The following is an 18,215-nucleotide window of genomic DNA, read 5'->3' as shown; positions in this document are numbered from 1 at the left end:
GGCTGTACCGGCGGCTGGCGGAACAACACCCGCAGGCCTACGAGCCGTATTTGGCATGGGCGTTGGGGAGGCTGGGAAGCGTGCTTTTGGACATGGAACGGCCTGCTGAAGCCTTTTCTACCTTCGCCGAGGGCTTGCGTATTCTCATACTCCATGCCCGCCGCCTGCCGCAGGCGTTTGGCTTTTTGCTTCAGCCCTTGTTGGCGCTCTATTTTCAGGCCGCCGAATCTGCCGGTCGGCCGCCTGAAAAAGCGTTGGTGAAAGCGGCGCGTGAAATCCTGCAGCAGGCGTCATAAATCCTCTGTCCGCCAACCAGAGCCTGCAATTGGGGCAAGCGTAGGGGCGCACGGCCGTGCGCCCTTTGGAGTGCGGCGACGCGTCGCCGCTTTCCAAAGCGGCCCTTCGATGCACTCAGGACAGGCAGCATGTTGCCGCACTCCAAAAAACGGGTGGGGCACGCCTCGCCCCTACATCAAGGCATTCTGTGTTTTCTGTGGCATTTCTGTGTCTTCTGTGGTTTCCCCTGTGCCATTTCCAAAACGCGCTCGCCCTCGCGCAAGAGCAAGCGTAGGGGCGCACGGCCGTGCGCCCTTTTGGAGTGCGGCGACGCGTCGCCGCTTTCCAAAGCGGCCCTTCGATGCACTCAGGACAGGCAGCATGTTGCCGCACTCCAAAAAAGCAAGCCAAGCCTTGCCTCTACGGTGTGGGGCGAAGACGATCCGCTTCTTGCCGCCCTATTCCACCTGTTCCTTGTCAGCCCTCAAAACCCCGCGTAAGGGCGCACGGCTGTGCGCCCTTTTGGAGTGCGGCGACGCGTCGCCGCTTTCCAAAGCGGCCCTTCGGTGCACTCAGGACAGACAACATGTTGCCGCCCGCCAAAAAGGGGCGAGGCACCCCTCGCCCCTACACTTTACGACCTTCTGTGTTTTCTGTGGCGCTTCTGTGCCTTCTGTGGTTTTCCCGCGTCATTTCCAAAACACACAGGTTTTTCGTAGGGGCGCGGCTTGAAAGGAACGCGCCCCTGCCCACCTTCCCCACCTTGTGCTATACTCACCGCATCCCCGCCGACGCCCTGCGCGGCGGTTGCTTTCGGAGGTTCCATGAAACGCCTGTTTCCCGTTCTGGTGTTGCTTGTGGCTTTGGCCGGGCTGGCCGCGTGCAGCCCGCGTCCCACGGCCACCCCGGTGACTTCCCCTGCCACGGCCACCGCCGCGGCCACCGGCGCGCCCGCGGCTTCCCTGCAGGTGCTCTTTCGCGACGATTTCTCCAACCCCCACAGCGGCTGGGATACCGTGCACGAAAAAGACGCCATCATCGAATACACCCCCCAGGGGCAATACCGCATCTGGCTCAATTACCCCCACACCACCATCTGGGCCAACCCCGGCCTGCAGTTTTCCAACGCCCGCATCGAGGTGGACGCCGTCAAGACCGGCGGGCCCGACGACAACCAGTTTGGCATCATCTGCCGCTACGAAGACGCCGATAACTTCTACTTCTTCCTCATCAGCAGCGATGGCTATTACGGCATCGGCAAGACCAAAGACGGCAAGCAGACCCTCCTCACCGGCGAGGGCAACATGACGTTTTCGCCCGCCATCGCCAAAGGGCACGCCCCCAACCACCTGCGCGCCGAATGCGTCAACTCGCACCTCGCGCTGTTCGTCAACGGCCAGCACCTCGCGACGGTCTCTGACCCCGATTTCACCCGCGGCGACGTCGGCCTGATGGTGGGCACGTTCGACGAGCCGGGGGCCGACATCGTGTTCGACAACTTTGCCGTGTATGCACCCTGAGCCAGGGGCAGCCAGCCTCCCCACCCGCCAGGCGTGACCCCGATGAAAATCTACCTCGACACCATTGGCTGCCGCCTCAACCAGGCCGAAATCGAGCGCATGGCGCGGGAATTCCGCGCCGCGGGCCACGAACTGGTGGCTTCCCCCGCGGAGGCCGACCTGGCGGTGGTCAACACCTGCGCCGTGACCGCCAACGCGGTGGCCGACTCGCGCCAGCGCATCCGCCGCCTGGCGCGGGAAGGCGTGCCGCGCATCGTGGCGACGGGCTGCTGGGCCACCCTGGAACCCGACCGCGCCGCTGCCCTGCCCGCGGTGGCCGAAGTGGTGCCCAACCCCCGCAAGGACGCGCTGGTGCCCGCGCTGCTGGGCCTGCCGCCGGAACGCTTCGACCTGGAGCCGATTGCGCGGGAACCCATCCCCGGCAGCCGCGCCCGCACCCGGGCCTTCATCAAAGTGCAGGATGGCTGCGACAACCGCTGCACCTTCTGCATCACCACCGTGGCGCGCGGGCCGGGGCGCAGCCGCCCGGTGGGTGAGGTGCTGGCCGATGTCCGCGCAGCCCTGCGCGGCGGCGCGCAGGAAATCGTGCTGACGGGCGTGCACCTCGGCTCGTGGGGGCACGATTTCACCCCGCCGCGCCACCTGCGCCACTTGGTGCAGGCCGTGCTGCGGGAAACCGAAGTCCCCCGCCTGCGGCTCTCTTCCTTAGAGCCGTGGGACTTAGACGCCGACTTCTTCGCCCTCTGGGAAGACCCCCGCCTCGCGCCGCACCTGCACCTGCCGCTGCAATCGGGCAGCGCCACGGTGCTGCGCCGCATGGCCCGCAAGACCACCCCCGAAGCCTTCGCCCGCCTGCTGGCCACCGCCCGCCGCCTGATCCCCGACGTCGCCATCACCACCGACCTCATCGCGGGCTTCCCCGGCGAAACCGAGAAGGAATTTGCCGAAACCCTGGCCTTCGTGGAGGCGATGGCGTTTGCCGGGGGGCACGTTTTCACCTATTCCGAGCGCCCCGGCACGGCGGCGGCGACCATGCCCCGCCCTGTGCCCCTGCCGGTGCGGAAGGCGCGCAACGCGGCCCTGCGGCAGGTGCTGGAAGCCTCGGCAGCCCGTTACCGCGCCCGCTTTGTGGGGCGCACGCTGACCGTGCTCTGGGAAAGCGCCGAGCCGCAGCCGGAGGGCGGCTTCCTGCTCCGCGGGATGAGCGGCCACGGCCTGCGGGTGCAGGCGCACGCTGCGGAAAACCTGTGGAACCGGCTTACCCCTGTGGAAATTCTGGCGGCCGAAGGCCCTTACCTGCGCGCGGCCGTCCTGACAGCAGCATCGGTGTGAGGCGCACTTCCTTTTTCTCAGGCCTCGGGTTTGGATCATCTCCGGCGGCGTTTCGTCCTTCGACTGCAGCGCTCGCTGGCGCTCGCGCTTCCGCTCAGGACGCTCTGCTCAGAACGGGAGCGAAATTCGGGTTCTCAAGGTGGAGGTGAAACATGAGTGACTGTATCTTCTGCAAAATCGTGGCTGGGGAAATTCCAGCCAAAGCGGTGTACCGCGACGAGCAGGTGACTGCTTTCCACGACATCAACCCCGTCGCGCCGGTGCACGTCCTGATCGTGCCCAACGAGCACATCCCCTCGGCCGCCGCAGCCGAGCCGCAGCACGAGGCGCTGCTGGGGCACATGTTCGTCGTGGCGCGGCGCGTGGCCGAGGAACTGGGTGTGGCCGAGCGCGGCTTCCGGCTGGTGGTGAACAACGGCCCCGAAGCCGGTCAGGAAGTCCCGCACCTGCACATGCACCTCCTCGGCGGCCGCCGGATGGGACGCATTGGGTAGCGCCATGACCACTCCCGATTACGACCGCCGGTACCTCGAAGCCGCCTTCGAGGTGCTGGAAGCCTACCTCAAAAGCGCCACCCTCTACTGGCCGCTGGATGTCAAACCGCCCAAGGGCGCGCCGCCCTACCCCCAGTTGACGCCGGGGAACGTCCTCCTGGCCCTGCGGCGGCTGGAAGCCTATGGCGCGACGGGCGATTTCCCCCTGCGCCTGCGGAGCCTCAAAGGGCAATGGGGGGCGCACTGGCGGCAGAAGGCGGGGCGCGAGGCGCAGGCGCGCCTGCGGCAGTGGCGCAATTACCTGCAGGAAACCACCGACCGCGCCCCCTACTATCGTTACGAAGTGCGCGAGCGCGTCATTTTGGAACTGCTGGCGGAAGACCTCGGCGCTCTGCCGCCCGAGGTGGCCGAAGACCTTGCCGCGCTGGACCGCGTGCTGCGGGGCGTTTTCCGGGAAGGCAACTTTGTGTGGGAAGCCCCCTTAGCGCGCGCCTTCCCCCGCGAGCGGTTTTGGTTCCTCTACGGCACGCTGAAAGAAGACACGTAGGGGCGAGGCGCACCTCGCCCCTACGACTTTGACAGGCCAGGGGGAATCAGCGTTTGAAGCGGAAGCCGCGTTCTTCGGTGTTCAGCACCCAGGCGACCAGTTCGCCCACCCGAATCGTGAGGTCGTCGGGGCGCCACTCGCGCGCCGTCGGGTAGATGCGGTCGTCGTGCGAAGAGGTGTCGCCGCTGCTCTGCTGGCGGATTTCTTCCAGCAGGCGGCGGAGGCGCTTTTGCCAGCGCGTCAGGTTGGCGGGGGTGAGATCCACCCAGCCCTGCTCGGCGGTATCAGCCTTGATGACCGGCCCCCGCAGCAGGCGCTTGCCGTCGGCCAGCAAGATGGGAATGCCGATGGAGATGATTTTCTGGCGCAGGTCGGCGTCGGCGCCGACGAGGGCTTCCAGCGCGGCGGCGGCTTCTTCGGGGCTGGGTTCCAGCGCCTTGTCGAGGCTGCCGTAAGCCCGCTTCAGCAGGAAGGCCTCGAAGAGCAGTTTGGAAAGCCGCGGCGGGCCGAGAATCTCGAAGGCCACCGATTCGCCGTGTTCGGCTTCCAGTTGGTGCAGGCGGTTGAGGGCGGCTTCCCGCAGGTAGGCGGCGCGGTAGGTGGGTCCCATCGTGGAAGCATCCAGCGCGGCAATGACGTCTTTGCCGGTGTTGCCGCCCAAGATTTCCCAGACCACATTTTGGGCAATTTCCTCGGCGGTGACCATTTCCATCTGGCCGAGGGCGGTAATCATGGCGTATTCGCCCGCCGCGAAGAGGCCGTTTTCGCCGGTGTTGATGTAGACGGCCTCCAGCACCCCTTCCTGCTTCTGGCCGAAGTCGCCCTGGCGCACCAGGTTGGCGGGGTCGGTGGCGTCCACGGCCTGGTCGGGCGGGCAGTCGTAGCGGGCGTAGGGCTTCCCGTGGCGCCCGATGGGGCCGTAGCCGATGCGCTTCCAGCCGATCATCGCGGTGGGCTTGATTTCCTTGACCACCGTCGGGCCGTCGGGCGTGCGCGCCATCAGGAAGGTGAGCAGCGTCTGCGCGCCCGCGACCGCTGCCTTGGACATCAGCACCCGGGAAGGCTTTTCCTCGCCGTGGGTGTAGGGGATGTTCAGCCCCATGCCGCCGGTGCCGCTGGTGCCGACTTTGATATAGGCCTGGGTGCCGGCGTGCTTCATCGCGGCGTGCAGAATCTGCACATGCCGCACCAGTTGGGGGATGTAGAGGGAAGCCAGCAGGCGTTCCACCTCGTCGCGCCAGTCCACTTCGCCCTGGGGCTTTTCCATTTGCCCTTCCAGATGGCGGGCGGTGGTGTAGACATCCTGATAGGCCACCACGGTGGCGGTGTTCATGCAATCCACCACGATGTGGGCGGGCAGGCCGCCGAGGTCGCCCCAGGTGCCGGTGATGAGCTGGTAGAGCAGGGAGGCTTCCAGGATGTCGTCGTTGAGGCTGCCGAGGATGTCGTCCACCAGTTGACGGCGGGTTTCGGGGTTGGCGAGCACAGCGCGGCGGGGCAGGGTGTCTTCCCGCTGCCATTCGACCCGCAGGAAAACATCGCCCCACGCCGGTAAAATCTGCGTGGGGCTGTCGGGGAATTCGGCCTTCAGTTGGGCCACGGCTTCTTCGGCTTCAAACTTGCGCAGGGAAGCAATCACGAGGCGGGCAGGGCGGTGGGGAAGCATTTCCCGCGCCACGGCGCGGCCCACCAAGCCGTAGCCGCCGAGGATAAGCACATGCTTGCCTTGGATATCCACAGCACGCTCCTTTGTGTCGGGGGGTAGTGACGCGCGCGGGTGCGCGGCAAGATTAGGATACCCAAAAAACGCCGCGGGCGCAAGGGGGAAGGGTGGGCGTGACAGGGCGTTTTCAAGGAAGCTTGACAAATAGACAAAAAAGCCTTTCTCGGTAAGGGTGGTTTGCAGGAACACCAAAAACCGAGGAGGGCTTGTATGGAGTATACTATGCTTAAACCATGCCAGGAAATCAGCAAAACAGGGGTTATTTACGAAAAGGGGAACCTGTATGCGTACTTTCACAACCTGAGTGACCCGCGTCATGCGAAAGGCAAACGATATAGTCTGGTCACCTTGTTGGTGATCATCTTCTTGGGAAAGTTAGCCGGCAAAGATCATCCCGTTGAGATCGCCGATTGGGCAAAGAATCACAGGGATGAATTGAGCAAGTTGTTGAGGGTAGAGCGGCCGTGGACGCCCTCGCACAGCACCATACGCCGGGTGTTCAACGAAATATTGGATGAAGCAGAATTTGACCGATTGGTACAAGCCTATCATCAAGAAGAAGGGTTAGATGGGGACGAAATTTTAGCCATGGATGGGAAGACACTCCGGGGGACACACAGGGGTGGCGAAGCGCAAGGCAAACACCTTTTGGGTGTCTATGCGGTCAACACACAGCGCGTTCTGGCGCAGGAGGAAGTAGACACCAAGGAAAATGAAATCACGGCCGCACCGCGCTTGCTGGCAAAGGTTGATATAGAGGGGAAAATCGTCACAGGTGATGCGCTGCACACGCAAAAGAAAACATCGCAACATATCATCTTAGCCGGCGGAGACTATCTCTTGCCCGTCAAAGAAAATCATCCCCGGATGTATGCTGACATTAAACGCTTGTTCGCTGAGACTGATAGAAGTTCGGCGTAAGTATTGGCACATAGAAACAAGTTTGCATTATCGCCGGGACGTGACCTTTCGGGAAGATGCCACCCGGATGACCATAGGGGCAGCAGGGCGTATTTTAGCGAGTGTACACAATCTGGTCATTAATTTGGTCAAAAAAGCGGGTTACACCAATGCTGCAAAGGCCTGCCGTTATTTCGAAGGTCATCTCCAAGAGGCATTTTTACTCCTAACCACCGTACATTGCCTTTCTTGAAAAAGCCATGTTACAGCAGCACACATTTCTTGACACCCAGCGCGCCCTTTGGTAAACTTAGGCCCGCAAGCAAGCCTTGGTCCCGTGGTGTAGCCTGGTTTAACACGCCGCCCTGTCAAGGCGGAGAGCGCGGGTTCAAATCCCGTCGGGACCGCCTCAAGTAATCTAAAGGCCTCAAAGCAAAAAGCCGGTAAAAACCGGCCTTTTTGCGTTAACAGCCCCCGTGCAAAAAGCGGGGGCTGTTTTTGTTTCCCTTAGGACTTTCGCTCAGGCGGGTTGAAAAGCCTGGACGGTAGGGTTACGGAGTTCAGCCCGCAAATAATCGCTAAACAAGTCTCTGCGAGCCTGGTAAAGCGTTTTCCCAAGCGACTTGGCATGTACCTTCAAAGACAGCCAGGCATGATAGCAACTGGCCAGATGGTTGCGCTGGGAGCGAGCCTTGCGGCATTGGCACTTTTCACTGCCAGTCAATTGCTTCAGTTCTCGGTGAAACGCTTCAACCTGCCAGCGCACGTCGTTCGCCTCTTGAGCGACCTGCGTGGTTAGAGCCTCATCCAGGTCATTGGTAATGACCCAGTCAACGTCGCCGTTTGTGGCAACTACCTTGAACAATCTCACCTTGAACGGAACTTTCTTGAGTTTGACAATGACGCCGTGCTCCAGCCGCTCTGCCGTCCACTCGATTTCATTGAGGTGAATATACCCGCTTTCCTTGCTCAAACTTACCAACCGATTGCTTTTAAGCGTCGTGTAGAAGGTCAACCCCAGCCGATGGACCAGCTTCAGGTTCTTCCAGGAGGAATACCAGCAGTCAAAAAGCACCGTTTTGGCCTGGATTTGCTTGTCTGCGACAGCCCTTATCAACATCTCCTGGAAGTGGTCGTTCTTGGTCTTCCCGTCGGTGGATTTGGCATACACTCGGAAGTCGATTGGATAGTACTCCCCCTCTGCTCTGTTAGTATGCACCAGGTTAACCACCCCAATCCCGCGCACCAGCCCACCTGCCGCACCGCTATACTGGCGTTTGACCTCTCAATTGACTGAGAGTACTGTTTGTTGTGCACGCTGTCGTCAATGATCAGGCAGGCTTTTGGGCTGTCGTCAATCAGCCCTTGTACCAATTCCCACAGATGCCGGGCGGTCAGGCGTTCTCGCTGCAAGTAGTCGCTGACTACATCATGGCTGACCTCTTCCAGATGTTCGGCGAGGTTGGTACGACTATAGTTGACTGGTGTGCTAATCAAATGCTCAACATACTGTCGTTTGGTTATCATGCCTATAGAATACCCGATTTATGCTACAAGCGAAAGTCCTACTAATAAAGAGGAGGTACGGGGGCACTCTCAGCGTTTGGCCACATACAGAACTTTTCCACCCGATTTGGCACGGTCACGCGCTGCCATGTTCGTCAACTGTCGCCCCACCACCAACATGGGGGTGGGGGAAGGCAGAGTTTTTTGACCATGACCTTTTCAGGAAGCCAGCGCGTACACGGGCAAAGGTGCTCCGCGGCGGGCTACTTCCAGCGCGTAGTCCACAATCAGCCCTGGGATGTCCACGCCGGTCAGGGGCACGGTGGTGTGAAATTCCATGCTGTGGTTGATTTCATTGACCAGATAGCCGCGGTCGGGGTGCTCGAACAGGTCCAGTGCCAGCACGCCGCCACCGACGGCCTCGGCGGCTTGCAGGCACACGGCTTCCAGCGCCGGGGTCACAGGGCATACTTCGCCACGGCCCCCGCGCGCAGTGTTGGTGATCCAGTGCTCGGCGTAGCGGTAGATTGCCGTCACCACCCGGTCGCCGATGACGAAGGCGCGGATGTCGCGGCCGGGTTTGCGGATGTATTCCTGAATGTAGTAAACCTGATGGAGGGGGGAGCCGAGGGCGGCTTTGTGTTCCAGCACGGCTTCGGCGGCGTCGCGGTCGTTGATTTTGGCGAGTAGCCGCCCCCACGAGCCGTATACCGGTTTGAGCACCACGGGGTACCCGAGGCTATCCATGGCTTCGAGGGCGGCTTCGGGGGTGAAGGCAATGGCGGTTTGGGGTTGCGGCACGCCGGCTGCTGCGAGCGCGGCGCTGGTGCGCAGTTTGTCGCCGCATGTTTCCACGACTCCCACGGTGTTGACTGTGGGAATGCCCCACGAGGCAAGCACACGCAGGGTGTAGAGCGAGCGGGTGTAACTCAAGTTGCGAGCAATGACCACGTCGTAGCGCTGCCACGCTGCCGGGTCGTCGAGGAAAAGGTTGTGCTCGCGATCGTTGAGGCGGTCATAGGGCACGCCGCGGCGTTCCAGAGCGGCAAACAGCCATTTTTCTTCCACACGCAAGCGGGTGTAAAGGACGGCGACACGGGGGTGGGTTGAGCGATGCATGGGAACCTCCTTGGAGAAGGATTGGAGATAAACGAAAAGCCCCCCGACCGGCGGTCGGGGGGCGGTGGTGAACCTTGGGTTGGCGGCTGTTTAGGGGCCAAACGCCAAAGGCCCGCCGGCCGGTCGGTGGCCGTGGGTGATGCGGGCCTTCTTCTGCTTCATGCCCCACAGGGCGGTGGAAATCACATGGCACATTGACATGACGCTTTGGCTCCTTGCCTCTAAGTGTAGCCGCCTTTGGGCTGATGTCAACCCCTCTAAAATAAAAATTGCGTAAAAAATCAAGGCGTGGTATGCTTGTCTTTTGTGGCGCCGACACGCCATAATTCTTCCAAAATCGGAGGCTCTGGCATGTCTGCTCAAACCATGCGCCGGTTGGGTATAGGGATGTTCATCGTGGGGGGTGCTTTGGCCTTGTTGATTGCCGGGCTGAGCACCTGGGCGAACACCGAGGCGGTGTATTACGGCTTCCCTCACATGACCATGAACCGCCTGACGACCCTTTCTTGTCCGCATTTCATCGCGTGGGATGAGGAAACCGAGGTGCGGGCGCGCCTGACCAATACGAATCCCTACCCTGCCACTCTGGGCATCAAATCGTGGGTGAGCGTGCCGCTGGCGTGGGAAGTGCACACCGAGCACCGCAAATTGCAGCCGGGGGAAACCTGGCAGTGGTCGCGCCCGATTGGCTCAGAAGAGAACCGCGTGCTGCGGCACTTTGTTTTCGTCACCGTCTACACTTTCGGCGGTTATCCGATGCCCCAACGCCAGGGCATGTGCGGCATTTATGTTTTGCCCTTGCGAGGGGTGCGGGGCGATACGGTGATGTGGCTGGCCCTGGCGCTCGCCATGTTGTTGTTGGTTGGAGGGTGGTGGCTGTGGCGCCGCGGCCAGGGTGAGGAAACCACCTCGACCGTCTTGAAGTGGACGGTGCATTTCTTCCTGGTGCTGGTACCGCTGACGGTGGTGACAGCCCTGTGGGTCAGTTGGGCGTTGGCCATTGTGCTGTTGGTGGTCAATGTGCTGCTGATTGTGATTGTGGGCTTGAGCAGCCTGATGCACGCTTCTTGAGGGAAAGCCCGGCGCGGAGAGCGGCGACGACCTGGGCATCGGTTGGGAACTTGAGGGGCGGCAGGCTGTCAAGGGGGAAAAAGCGCACGGCCACCAGGTCGCCCCCTGCCTGCAGGTGGCCGCCCGTGCGCCGCCCGCAATACCACACGCCCACGGTGTGGTGCGCCGGGGCGTGAAAGTTGGAATGCACCGCCAGCACGCCTTCCAAAGCGACGGTGAGGCCGGTTTCTTCGGCAAATTCCCGCACCGCGGCCTGCTCCACGCTTTCATTCCATTCCACGTGCCCACAGGGAATGCACCACCCGCCGTCGCGGCGCAACCCGAGCAGCAGGCGGTGGGCTTCCAGTAACACCACTGCAACGCCTACGGTGGGGTTGCGATAGTGCACCCAGCCGCAATGGGGGCAATGCAGGCGTTCCCGCTCGCCGTCGTGGAAAGGCTCAAGCGGGGTGGCACAATAGGGGCAGTAGCGGTAAGCGCCGCGGTTCATCCTTGCCCTGTAAGCACGTCTTGCAATTGCGGCGTATCGGGGTATTGCCGCCGTTCTGCCCGCAGCCGACGGGCTTCTTCTAACCGCTGTTTGCGCAGGGTGTGGATGCCGTAAACCAGCACCACCAGCAGCAAGCCCAACACCACCAATTCCCCCATGAAAAGCAGGAAGCGGCTTTCGTGTTGTTCCATGAAGCGGTTGCTTTCGGCCGTGATGATGATAATGCGCCGGACGACCGAAATGAGCCCTACCACCAGGAACGGCTCGCTGAACATCCGCCGCTGGGTGAGGGAAATTTTGACCATTTGCAGAATTTCCCCTAGCATGGAGACCACGAGAAGCTGGTCGAGGATGGCCAGCGCGTCGAATGAGGCGCTGGAAAAGCGTGTAAACCAGGGCAGGAAATACACCAGCCAGATCTGCACCAGCGCCCCCATCGCAGCGATGAGCAGGGTGATGCCAATGCCGATGTAAACCGCGCTTTCGGCGCGCTTCCAGAGGGTGAGCAATTTGTCCATGAGGGGGAAGCCTCCTGGGGGAAGCCTTGGAGATCCCGAAGGTTGCTCGTTTCTTAGCCTGCCAGGACGTACAGCCCCAGCGTCCGCGGGCCAAAGAGGATGGCGCTGACGGTATCCATTTCGGTGGTTTTCGGCGGCGCGGGCAGGTTGTTGAGCAGGCGGTCGTGGAGGTTGCCGGCTTCCCGGCGGAAGTAGTGGGGGTGGTGGGTGATGACGACGTCGGTGGGGGTGGTAAATTCCGTGGTAAATTCTTCCATCAGGTCGAGCAAATGGCGAGAAGAGCGGGCTTTTTGCAGGGGCGCCAGGCGGCCTTCTTCCAACACGAAGAGCGGCAGCATTTCCAGCATTTCGCCAATGATCGCTTGCCCGGCTTCCAGAAAGCCGCTGTGATAAAGGTAGGTGAGGGAAAGCGCGCCGAGCGCGGTGTAAATTTGCCCCACCATGCCCCGAATGCGCGTGAGAATGTCGAAGATTTCAGCACCGTCTTCGGCCATGCGGGCGGCTTCCTGCACCAGCCAGCCTAAACCAATGCCGGTGGTGTGGGTATCCACGATGTAGCGGGGGTAGCCGCCGCTGAGCAGCGTGGTGGCTTCGGTGAAGTGCTGGAAAAGGTCGGAAAGGCTGCTGCCCATCGGCAGCACGAGCAAGGCGTCGTAGCGGGCGCTGAGGTAGTGCAGGCGTTGGGCGATTTCCTGGGGGTGGGGTAGCAGCAGGCGGGGCGGGGTGCGATGGATGAGGCTGGGAGGAAGGATGGCGGTCAGGGCGCTGCTGGGCGGCAGATGGCGCTGCCCCTCCCAGAGAATGGGGAGGGGCAGGATGTGAACGCGAGTATGCCCCCGAAAGTTGGGCGTGAGGAAGTGTGCCGATGCGTCGGTGACGATGCCCACGCCGCCCATGGTCATTCCACCGAAAGAATGAGGGGGTAGTGGGGCTGGCCGCCGTATTGCACTTCGATTTCCTGGTCGGGGTAGTGCTCGCGCAGCAGGTCGGCCAGTTGGTGGGCGCGGCTTTTGGAAAGGCCATCGCCGTAGAACAGGGTGATGAGTTCGGCTTCTTCGGCTTCGGCCTGCCGCAGCAGTCCCAGCACCGCGTCTTCCAGCGTGTCGGCGGCGAGAATCAGGCTGCCATCTAAAAGGGCAATGTATTGGCCTTCGCGCACGGCCACGCCGTCGACTTCGACGGTGCGGGTGGCCTGGGTGATTTCGCCGCTGATGACGTCGGCCATCGATTCGGTCATGGCGGCGGCTATCGCTTCCAGGTCGCCATCGGCATCGAAGGCCAGCATGGCTGCCAACCCTTGGGGCACGGTGCGACTGGGGATGACCCGCACTTGCTTGACTGTCACTTCCTGGGCCTGCTGGGCTGCCAGAATGACGTTTTTGTTGTTAGGCAGGATAATGACCTGGTCGGTAGGCAGGTTTTCGAAGGCCCGCAGCATATCTTGCGTGCTGGGGTTCATGGTCTGGCCGCCTTCCACAATCGCTGCCGCGCCCAAACTGGCAAACACGCGGGCAATGCCGTCGCCGGGCGCGACGGCCACTACCGCAATCTGCCCGGGTTCCACATTGGCGAGTTCGTAACGCGTGCCTTCCGCGCCTTCGGTTTGCTCTTCCATTTGGGCCAGCAGGTTTTCGATTTGCACCCGCGTCACCGTGCCCAGGCCCATCGCGTAGTCAATGGGTTTGTAGCGGTTTTCGGTGGGGACATGGATGTGCAGACGGTACATGCCGTCGCCTTCGCCTACCTGGATGGAGGTGCCCATGTCTTCCAGGGTGCTGTAAAAGGCTTCCAAATCGAGGGGTTCGTGTGGCAGGAAGTCGAGCACCACTTCATAGTCCTGGCCGGGTTCCACCGCGTCGTGGGCGTGTTCCAGGTTGAGGGAAGCCAACGGCTTGACGGCGGTGAGGGCTTTGTCGAGGGGCAGGCCGTCGACGTGGCGCAGCATGCCTTCGAGGATGAAGAAAAGCCCCTTGCCGCCGGAATCGACTACGCCGGCTTCCTGAAGTACAGGGAGCAGTTGGGGGGTGCGGGCTACTGAGGCGTCGGCGGCCTGCACGATGGTTTCCAGCAGGGCGATGGGGTCGTCGGTGTGGTGCAGGGCTTCTTTGGCTGCGGCGGCGATGTCTTTCGCCACGGTGAGGATGGTGCCTTCGACGGGGCGCACCACCCCCTTGTAGGCGGTGTCGCGGGCTTCGGCCAGCCCGGCCACCAGCAGCGGGGCGGTCAACGTTTCGGCGTGCTTCACGGCTTTGGCAAAGCCGCGCCAGAGTTGGGAAAGGATGACGCCAGAGTTGCCGCGCGCGCCCATCAGCGCCCCATGCGCGACGGCCTTACAAACTTTGCCAAAGTGTTCTTCGGGTGAGTCTTTGATTTCGTCCCATGCGGCTTGCATGGTGAGGGTCATGTTGGTGCCGGTGTCGCCATCGGGCACGGGGAAGACGTTGAGGGCGTTGACGACTTCCTGGTTGGTGCGCAGCCACGTCAGGGCGGCTTCGACCAGGCGCTTGAGGGCCTGGCCGTCGATGGGCTTGCTGCGGATTGCGCGTCGGCGGGCTTCGTTCGGGGTAATCGTGACGGCCATGAGTGCTCCTACGCTTCTTCGGCTGCTTTGCCGGATTTTTTCGCCTTGCGGCCTTTCTTGCTTTCCTTCTTTTTGGTTTCGGTTCGTTTCTCATCCCCGTTGCTGACCCGCAGGCCGCGGACGTGCACATTGACGGCCTTGACGGGCAGACCTACTGTCTTTTCGACGTGATAGCGCACCAGGTTGGCCGCGCTGTTCGCGACGGCGGTGATGCGGGTGCCGTATTCCACGATGATGTAGAGGTCAATTTCAATGCCCTCGTCATCGTAACGCACGGCAATGCCTTCGGTGGGGTCCTTAGCAAGCGCGTGGGCAATGCCGCTGACCAGGTTGCGAGGGGCCAGGCCCACCACGCCGTAAGATTTCTGCACGGCCTGGTAGGCAATCGCGGCAATCACGCGCGGCGCAATGCGGATGGTGCCTAAAGGAGTTTTGTCGTCGGTCATCGGGAAACCTCTCCAGAGGGGTGGGAAAATTGCATTTGAAGTGTGCTTGGGGCCGGGAATACGCACCCGGCCGGCAGCCTTCAGCCCGGTTTGCATATACCGTTAAACCCAAAACGTTGCTTCCGGGCGCGGTTTGTGGTAAGATTGCGCGCGCCCTGCGGAGACCGCATGGCTTTTTATGTGTGAGCAATCTCGGTGAAAAGGATGGGCATCATGGCGAAGTGCGAAGTTTGTGGCAAAACGACAACTTTCGGACGGAACCGCCCCTGGTCGAAGAAATCCACGCCCCGCGCTTTTCGCCCTAACCTGCACAAGGTGACGCTGTGGGAAAATGGGCGCAAGGTGCGGAAGACGGTGTGTACCCGCTGCCTGCGGACGATGGTGAAGACTAAGGGGTAGGCAACCGCTTTTGTTCGGTAGTCCGGCGAGAAAATCACGGCCAAGCCGTGATTTTTCGCGTTAAGCGGCGGCCTGTTGCAGCGCGGCCAGCCCAGCGGCGATGCCTTCGGGGTGGCGGAAGATGGCGCTGGCGGCCACGAAAACGTTCGCGCCCGCGGCGCGGGCCAGGGGCAGCGTGTGGGGGTTGATGCCGCCGTCAATTTCAAGGTGGGCTTCGGGGTGCTGTTCATCCAACCGGGCGCGCAGGGTGCGCACTTTGGGCAGCACTTCGGGCAAAAAGGCCTGCCCCGAAAAGCCGGGGTTGACTGACATCACCAGCACCAGGTCGGCCAGGTGCAGCACGGGGAAAACGGCTTCGGCCGGGGTGCCCGGGTTGAGCGCCACCCCTGCTTTGCAGCCCAGGGCGTGGATTTGTTGCAAGGCGCGATGGATGTGGGGGGTGGCTTCCACATGCACGGTGATCAGGTCGGCGCCAGCGCGGGCGAAGGCTTCCAGCAGCGGCTCGGGATGCTCGACCATCAGGTGCACGTCGAGCAGGCGGTCGGTAGCGCGGCGAGCAGCGGCAACGATGGCCGTGCCTAAGGTCAGGTTGGGCACGAAATGCCCGTCCATGACGTCAATGTGCAGCCAGTCAGCGCCTGCAGCGACGGCCGCGTCGATTTGTTCGCCCAGGCGGGTGAAATCGGCAGAAAGAATGGAAGGCGCAAAGAGAGGTTTCATAGCAGGCGCAATTATAGCATAGGGCTATCGGGGGCCGTGGTAGGCGAGGTAAACCCACACCCACAGGGGAATGAGCCCGCCCACCGCGAGCAGCGCCAGCAAGGCCAGGAGGGCTGTCAGCCAGTCCACGGCCAGCGGGTCGCGCGGGCGCGTGTTTTGCGGCTGAGGCGGTTCGGGGGCGGGGGGCGGCGTGGCAGTGCTGACGGCGGAAGCGACGGTGGGGGCGCTTTCCCCGGCGGCGGGCAACGTTTCGGCCAGGCGGAGCAATACCCGCCCAAACTGGTCAGCGGTGCGGTAGCGGGCTGAAGGCTCTTTGGAGAGCACTTTCAGCAGCACCGTTTCCAGCGCCGGCGAGAGATCGGGCACGTAGGTGCGCGGCGGCACGGGGGGGGCTTCCCGATGCAGACGGGCGAGTTCCTGCGGCTCGTCGGCCAGGAAGGGCAGGCGGCGGGTCAGCATTTCGTAGAGCACCACGCCCAGCGCGTAGACATCCGATGCCGGGATGGGGGGCTTGCCAGCGGCTTGCTCGGGCGAGAAGTATTGCGGTGAGCCCCATACCACCGTCGCGGCGGTTTGTTCGGCTTCGTAGGTGCCGGCCCAGGCGCGGGCGATGCCGAAGTCGGTGATTTTGAGCCGCCCGTCGGGGGTGACCAGGAAGTTTTGTGGTTTGACGTCGCAATGCACCAGCCCCAGCCGATGCACGTACCCCAGCCCGGCGCAGGCCTGCACCATCAGACTGAGGGCTTCTTCTGGGGGCAGGGGGGCGCGAGCGTCAATGATTTGCCGCAGTGTTTCGCCCGGCACGTATTCCATTACAATGAACAGCCGGTCTTCGGCATAGCCAAAGTCGTACACCGTGACGATGTTGGGGTGGCTCAGGCGGGCCGCGGCAGTGGCTTCCTGCCGGAAGCGGACGCGAAAGCGGTCGTCGCGGGCATATTCTTCTCGTAAAATTTTCACCGCCACGGCGCGCCCCAATATCCGGTCGCGGGCGTAATAAACGTAAGCCATGCCCCCGCGCCCTAACAGGCGCTGGAGCTCGTAGCGCTCGGCCAAGAGGGAAGTGGTAGGTTCCATCGTCTCGCCTCACAGCAGGGAAGGGCCAGTAAGGTATTTTACCGCGAGGCGTGCTGTAATGCTTGAGTGGCTTGCGCGTGGGTGGGTTAGGGGCGGCTGCTATCGGGGGGAGAGCCGCCGTGTTGCTTTCCCCACTGGCGGGCCATGAGCACCCGCTTGGCGGTGCTGGGGTGCGCACGCAGGCAGCATTCGATCCAGGCAGGGGGTTGAGGCAGGGTTTGGTTTTGGCGCGCTAACATGACCATCACTTTTTCAAAGACGTCGGGGCGGTGGGTGGTTTCCAGGGCAAAGCGGTCGGCGGCGTATTCTGTGCGGCGGAGGTAGGCATTGATACCTGCTTGGGTTATCTTTCCCCCCCAACTCGCTGCCAGCATCAAGATCGGCAGGGTGGCGACGTCGGTGGCCCCTTGCAGACCATCCCAATGGCCCAGGGCCTGGACTGCCCAGTAGCCTGCTGCCAGGGTGACAATGAGCGCGAACCCCAGCACAGCGATAGATTTGGGCCAGTCGTGGTGCACTTTGTGCCCCAATTCGTGGGCGACCACGTCGGCTACCTCTTCGGGGGTCATGGCTTCGAGCAAGGTATCGGTCACCACGACCTCGGTTCCTGCGCCTTTGGGCACCAGGGAAGCCCCCAGGGTGGAACTTTTTTCCGAGGTTTTGAGCACGGAAATGTTGCCAAAAGGGACACCGGCGTGCTCGAACAACTGCCGGAGACGGGTGGTCAGTTCGGGGTCATCCAGCGGTTCGGCTTTGTTTTGCATGCGCATGAGCCAGGGGGAGATCAGTACCAAAATGCCCACGAAGAGGATGACGATCACGCTCATGCCCAGCAGCCAGAGGTGGGGCCAATGGCGAAAAACGAGGTACAGGCCAAGGTAGAGCAGACTGAGGGTAAGGATGTCGATCGCGGCTTGTCGGGCTTCGTCGCCCAGCCAGCCGCCCAGTGTTTGGCGGTTGGTGCCCAGCAAGTTTTCGGTTCGGAATTCGAAAAACCACGCCAGAGGGATGTGAATGAACACGCGGCTGCTGACAGCGAACACGGCAACAGCGAGCCACGTGCGCCACCAGGTGCTGTTGGCCTGAAGGGCGTTCCGCAGGCTGACGGCCCAGCCTGTGGGCAGCCACAGCAGGGCCAAGAGCAGAGGGGCCAGCAGACTGGTCAGGAATTGGGCGATTTCGAGGCGCACACGCAAACGCCCTTTGGCGAGTGTTTCTTCGCCCAAGGCGGCTTCCAGATCGCGGATGACTTGCTGCAATTCTGGTGAAGGTGTGCTCATAACTTCCTCCCTCAACACGACCTTTTCTTCATCATACCATAATGCGCACCGGGTGGTGCCGGTAGCCTGGCTCGGGAGCACTCATAAGTTGTAGAATCAGGCAGCAAGGGGCCAGCCGGTGGTGGGAGACCAAGCATCGCTCAACCAGGCTGCTCGCGCTTTGGCGGTCATTTCAGCCCCGTATGGCGTCCATCGAGCACCGGCTCGTTTGAGCCG

At 62.2% G+C, this 18,215-nt stretch carries 17 protein-coding genes, 1 tRNA gene and 1 pseudogene; 8 read left to right on the top strand and 11 right to left on the bottom strand.

Annotation, left to right across the window (positions count from 1 at the left end; genetic code table 11):
- Positions 1 to 1,100: 1,100 nt before the first annotated feature.
- From ENJ54_00645 to ENJ54_00630, 4 genes are all read left to right on the top strand, one after another.
- Positions 1,101 to 1,796 carry a hypothetical protein gene (locus ENJ54_00645; GenBank protein ID HFC08355.1) on the top strand — a complete coding sequence of 232 codons (696 nt, stop codon included), beginning with the start codon at positions 1,101 to 1,103 and terminating at the stop codon, positions 1,794 to 1,796.
- A 42-nt stretch (positions 1,797 to 1,838) separates the two neighbouring features.
- Complete coding sequence (locus tag ENJ54_00640; protein ID HFC08354.1) at positions 1,839 to 3,128, top strand: MiaB/RimO family radical SAM methylthiotransferase; 1,290 nt, start codon at positions 1,839 to 1,841, stop codon at positions 3,126 to 3,128.
- Positions 3,129 to 3,280: 152 nt separating this feature from the next.
- Positions 3,281 to 3,622: a histidine triad nucleotide-binding protein gene (locus tag ENJ54_00635; GenBank protein ID HFC08353.1), complete on the top strand. Its 342-nt coding sequence runs from the start codon at positions 3,281 to 3,283 to the stop codon at positions 3,620 to 3,622.
- A gap of 4 nt (positions 3,623 to 3,626) precedes the next feature.
- Positions 3,627 to 4,169: a hypothetical protein gene (locus ENJ54_00630; GenBank protein ID HFC08352.1), complete on the top strand. Its 543-nt coding sequence runs from the start codon at positions 3,627 to 3,629 to the stop codon at positions 4,167 to 4,169.
- A gap of 46 nt (positions 4,170 to 4,215) precedes the next feature.
- Here ENJ54_00630 and ENJ54_00625 read toward each other — a convergent pair whose 3' ends face one another.
- Positions 4,216 to 5,907 (bottom strand): short-chain dehydrogenase, encoded by a 1,692-nt coding sequence (locus ENJ54_00625; GenBank protein HFC08351.1) that lies wholly within the window; start codon positions 5,905 to 5,907, stop codon positions 4,216 to 4,218.
- 195 nt (positions 5,908 to 6,102) lie between these two features.
- On the opposite strand from ENJ54_00625, the gene ENJ54_00620 reads away from it, so the two are divergent.
- Together ENJ54_00620 and ENJ54_00615 are read left to right on the top strand one after the other, a co-directional pair.
- Complete coding sequence (locus ENJ54_00620; protein HFC08350.1) at positions 6,103 to 6,813, top strand: ISAs1 family transposase; 711 nt, start codon at positions 6,103 to 6,105, stop codon at positions 6,811 to 6,813.
- Between the two features lie 310 nt (positions 6,814 to 7,123).
- Positions 7,124 to 7,202 (top strand) — tRNA-Asp (locus ENJ54_00615).
- A 110-nt stretch (positions 7,203 to 7,312) separates the two neighbouring features.
- Here the strand turns inward: ENJ54_00615 and ENJ54_00610 are convergent.
- A pseudogene (locus ENJ54_00610) lies at positions 7,313 to 8,205 on the bottom strand (transposase).
- Between the two features lie 312 nt (positions 8,206 to 8,517).
- Complete coding sequence (gene lysX, locus ENJ54_00605; GenBank protein HFC08349.1) at positions 8,518 to 9,417, bottom strand: lysine biosynthesis protein LysX; 900 nt, start codon at positions 9,415 to 9,417, stop codon at positions 8,518 to 8,520.
- 351 nt (positions 9,418 to 9,768) lie between these two features.
- Here lysX and ENJ54_00600 point away from each other — a divergent pair, with 351 nt between their 5' ends.
- Positions 9,769 to 10,488 carry a hypothetical protein gene (locus ENJ54_00600; protein ID HFC08348.1) on the top strand — a complete coding sequence of 240 codons (720 nt, stop codon included), beginning with the start codon at positions 9,769 to 9,771 and terminating at the stop codon, positions 10,486 to 10,488.
- Here the strand turns inward: ENJ54_00600 and ENJ54_00595 are convergent.
- From ENJ54_00595 to ENJ54_00575, 5 genes are read right to left on the bottom strand one after another with little or no spacing between them, the layout of a single operon-like run.
- Positions 10,433 to 10,978 carry an NUDIX hydrolase gene (locus ENJ54_00595; GenBank protein ID HFC08347.1) on the bottom strand — a complete coding sequence of 182 codons (546 nt, stop codon included), beginning with the start codon at positions 10,976 to 10,978 and terminating at the stop codon, positions 10,433 to 10,435. The genes ENJ54_00600 and ENJ54_00595 overlap by 56 nt on opposite strands.
- Positions 10,975 to 11,496, bottom strand: a complete 522-nt coding sequence (locus ENJ54_00590; GenBank protein ID HFC08346.1) for a hypothetical protein — start codon at positions 11,494 to 11,496, stop codon at positions 10,975 to 10,977. Before ENJ54_00590 ends, ENJ54_00595 begins: the two co-directional genes overlap by 4 nt.
- 53 nt (positions 11,497 to 11,549) lie before the next feature.
- Positions 11,550 to 12,398: a DegV family EDD domain-containing protein gene (locus ENJ54_00585; GenBank protein HFC08345.1), complete on the bottom strand. Its 849-nt coding sequence runs from the start codon at positions 12,396 to 12,398 to the stop codon at positions 11,550 to 11,552.
- Positions 12,395 to 14,077, bottom strand: a complete 1,683-nt coding sequence (locus ENJ54_00580) for a DAK2 domain-containing protein (GenBank protein HFC08344.1) — start codon at positions 14,075 to 14,077, stop codon at positions 12,395 to 12,397. Before ENJ54_00580 ends, ENJ54_00585 begins: the two co-directional genes overlap by 4 nt.
- 8 nt (positions 14,078 to 14,085) lie before the next feature.
- A complete protein-coding gene (locus tag ENJ54_00575; GenBank protein HFC08343.1) occupies positions 14,086 to 14,619 on the bottom strand; it encodes an Asp23/Gls24 family envelope stress response protein in 534 nt (177 codons plus the stop codon).
- Positions 14,620 to 14,736: 117 nt separating this feature from the next.
- Here ENJ54_00575 and rpmB point away from each other — a divergent pair, with 117 nt between their 5' ends.
- On the top strand, positions 14,737 to 14,922 hold the full coding sequence (rpmB, locus tag ENJ54_00570) for a 50S ribosomal protein L28 (protein ID HFC08342.1): 186 nt from the start codon (positions 14,737 to 14,739) through the stop codon (positions 14,920 to 14,922).
- Positions 14,923 to 14,982: 60 nt separating this feature from the next.
- Here the strand turns inward: rpmB and rpe are convergent, their stop codons facing one another.
- The 3 genes from rpe to ENJ54_00555 form a co-directional block, all read right to left on the bottom strand.
- On the bottom strand, positions 14,983 to 15,642 hold the full coding sequence (rpe, locus tag ENJ54_00565; GenBank protein ID HFC08341.1) for a ribulose-phosphate 3-epimerase: 660 nt from the start codon (positions 15,640 to 15,642) through the stop codon (positions 14,983 to 14,985).
- A gap of 24 nt (positions 15,643 to 15,666) precedes the next feature.
- Positions 15,667 to 16,719, bottom strand: coding sequence for a serine/threonine protein kinase (locus ENJ54_00560; GenBank protein ID HFC08340.1), 1,053 nt, complete (start codon positions 16,717 to 16,719; stop codon positions 15,667 to 15,669).
- An 86-nt stretch (positions 16,720 to 16,805) separates the two neighbouring features.
- A complete protein-coding gene (locus tag ENJ54_00555; GenBank protein ID HFC08339.1) occupies positions 16,806 to 17,999 on the bottom strand; it encodes a hypothetical protein in 1,194 nt (397 codons plus the stop codon).
- Between the last annotated feature and the right edge of the window lie 216 nt (positions 18,000 to 18,215).

It is taken from the genome of Chloroflexota bacterium, from assembly GCA_011322445.1.
Classification (GTDB): domain Bacteria; phylum Chloroflexota; class Anaerolineae; order Anaerolineales; family DRMV01; genus DRMV01.
The sequence above is the reverse complement of the archived record's forward strand: the minus strand, read 5'-3'. Positions and strand labels throughout refer to the sequence as shown.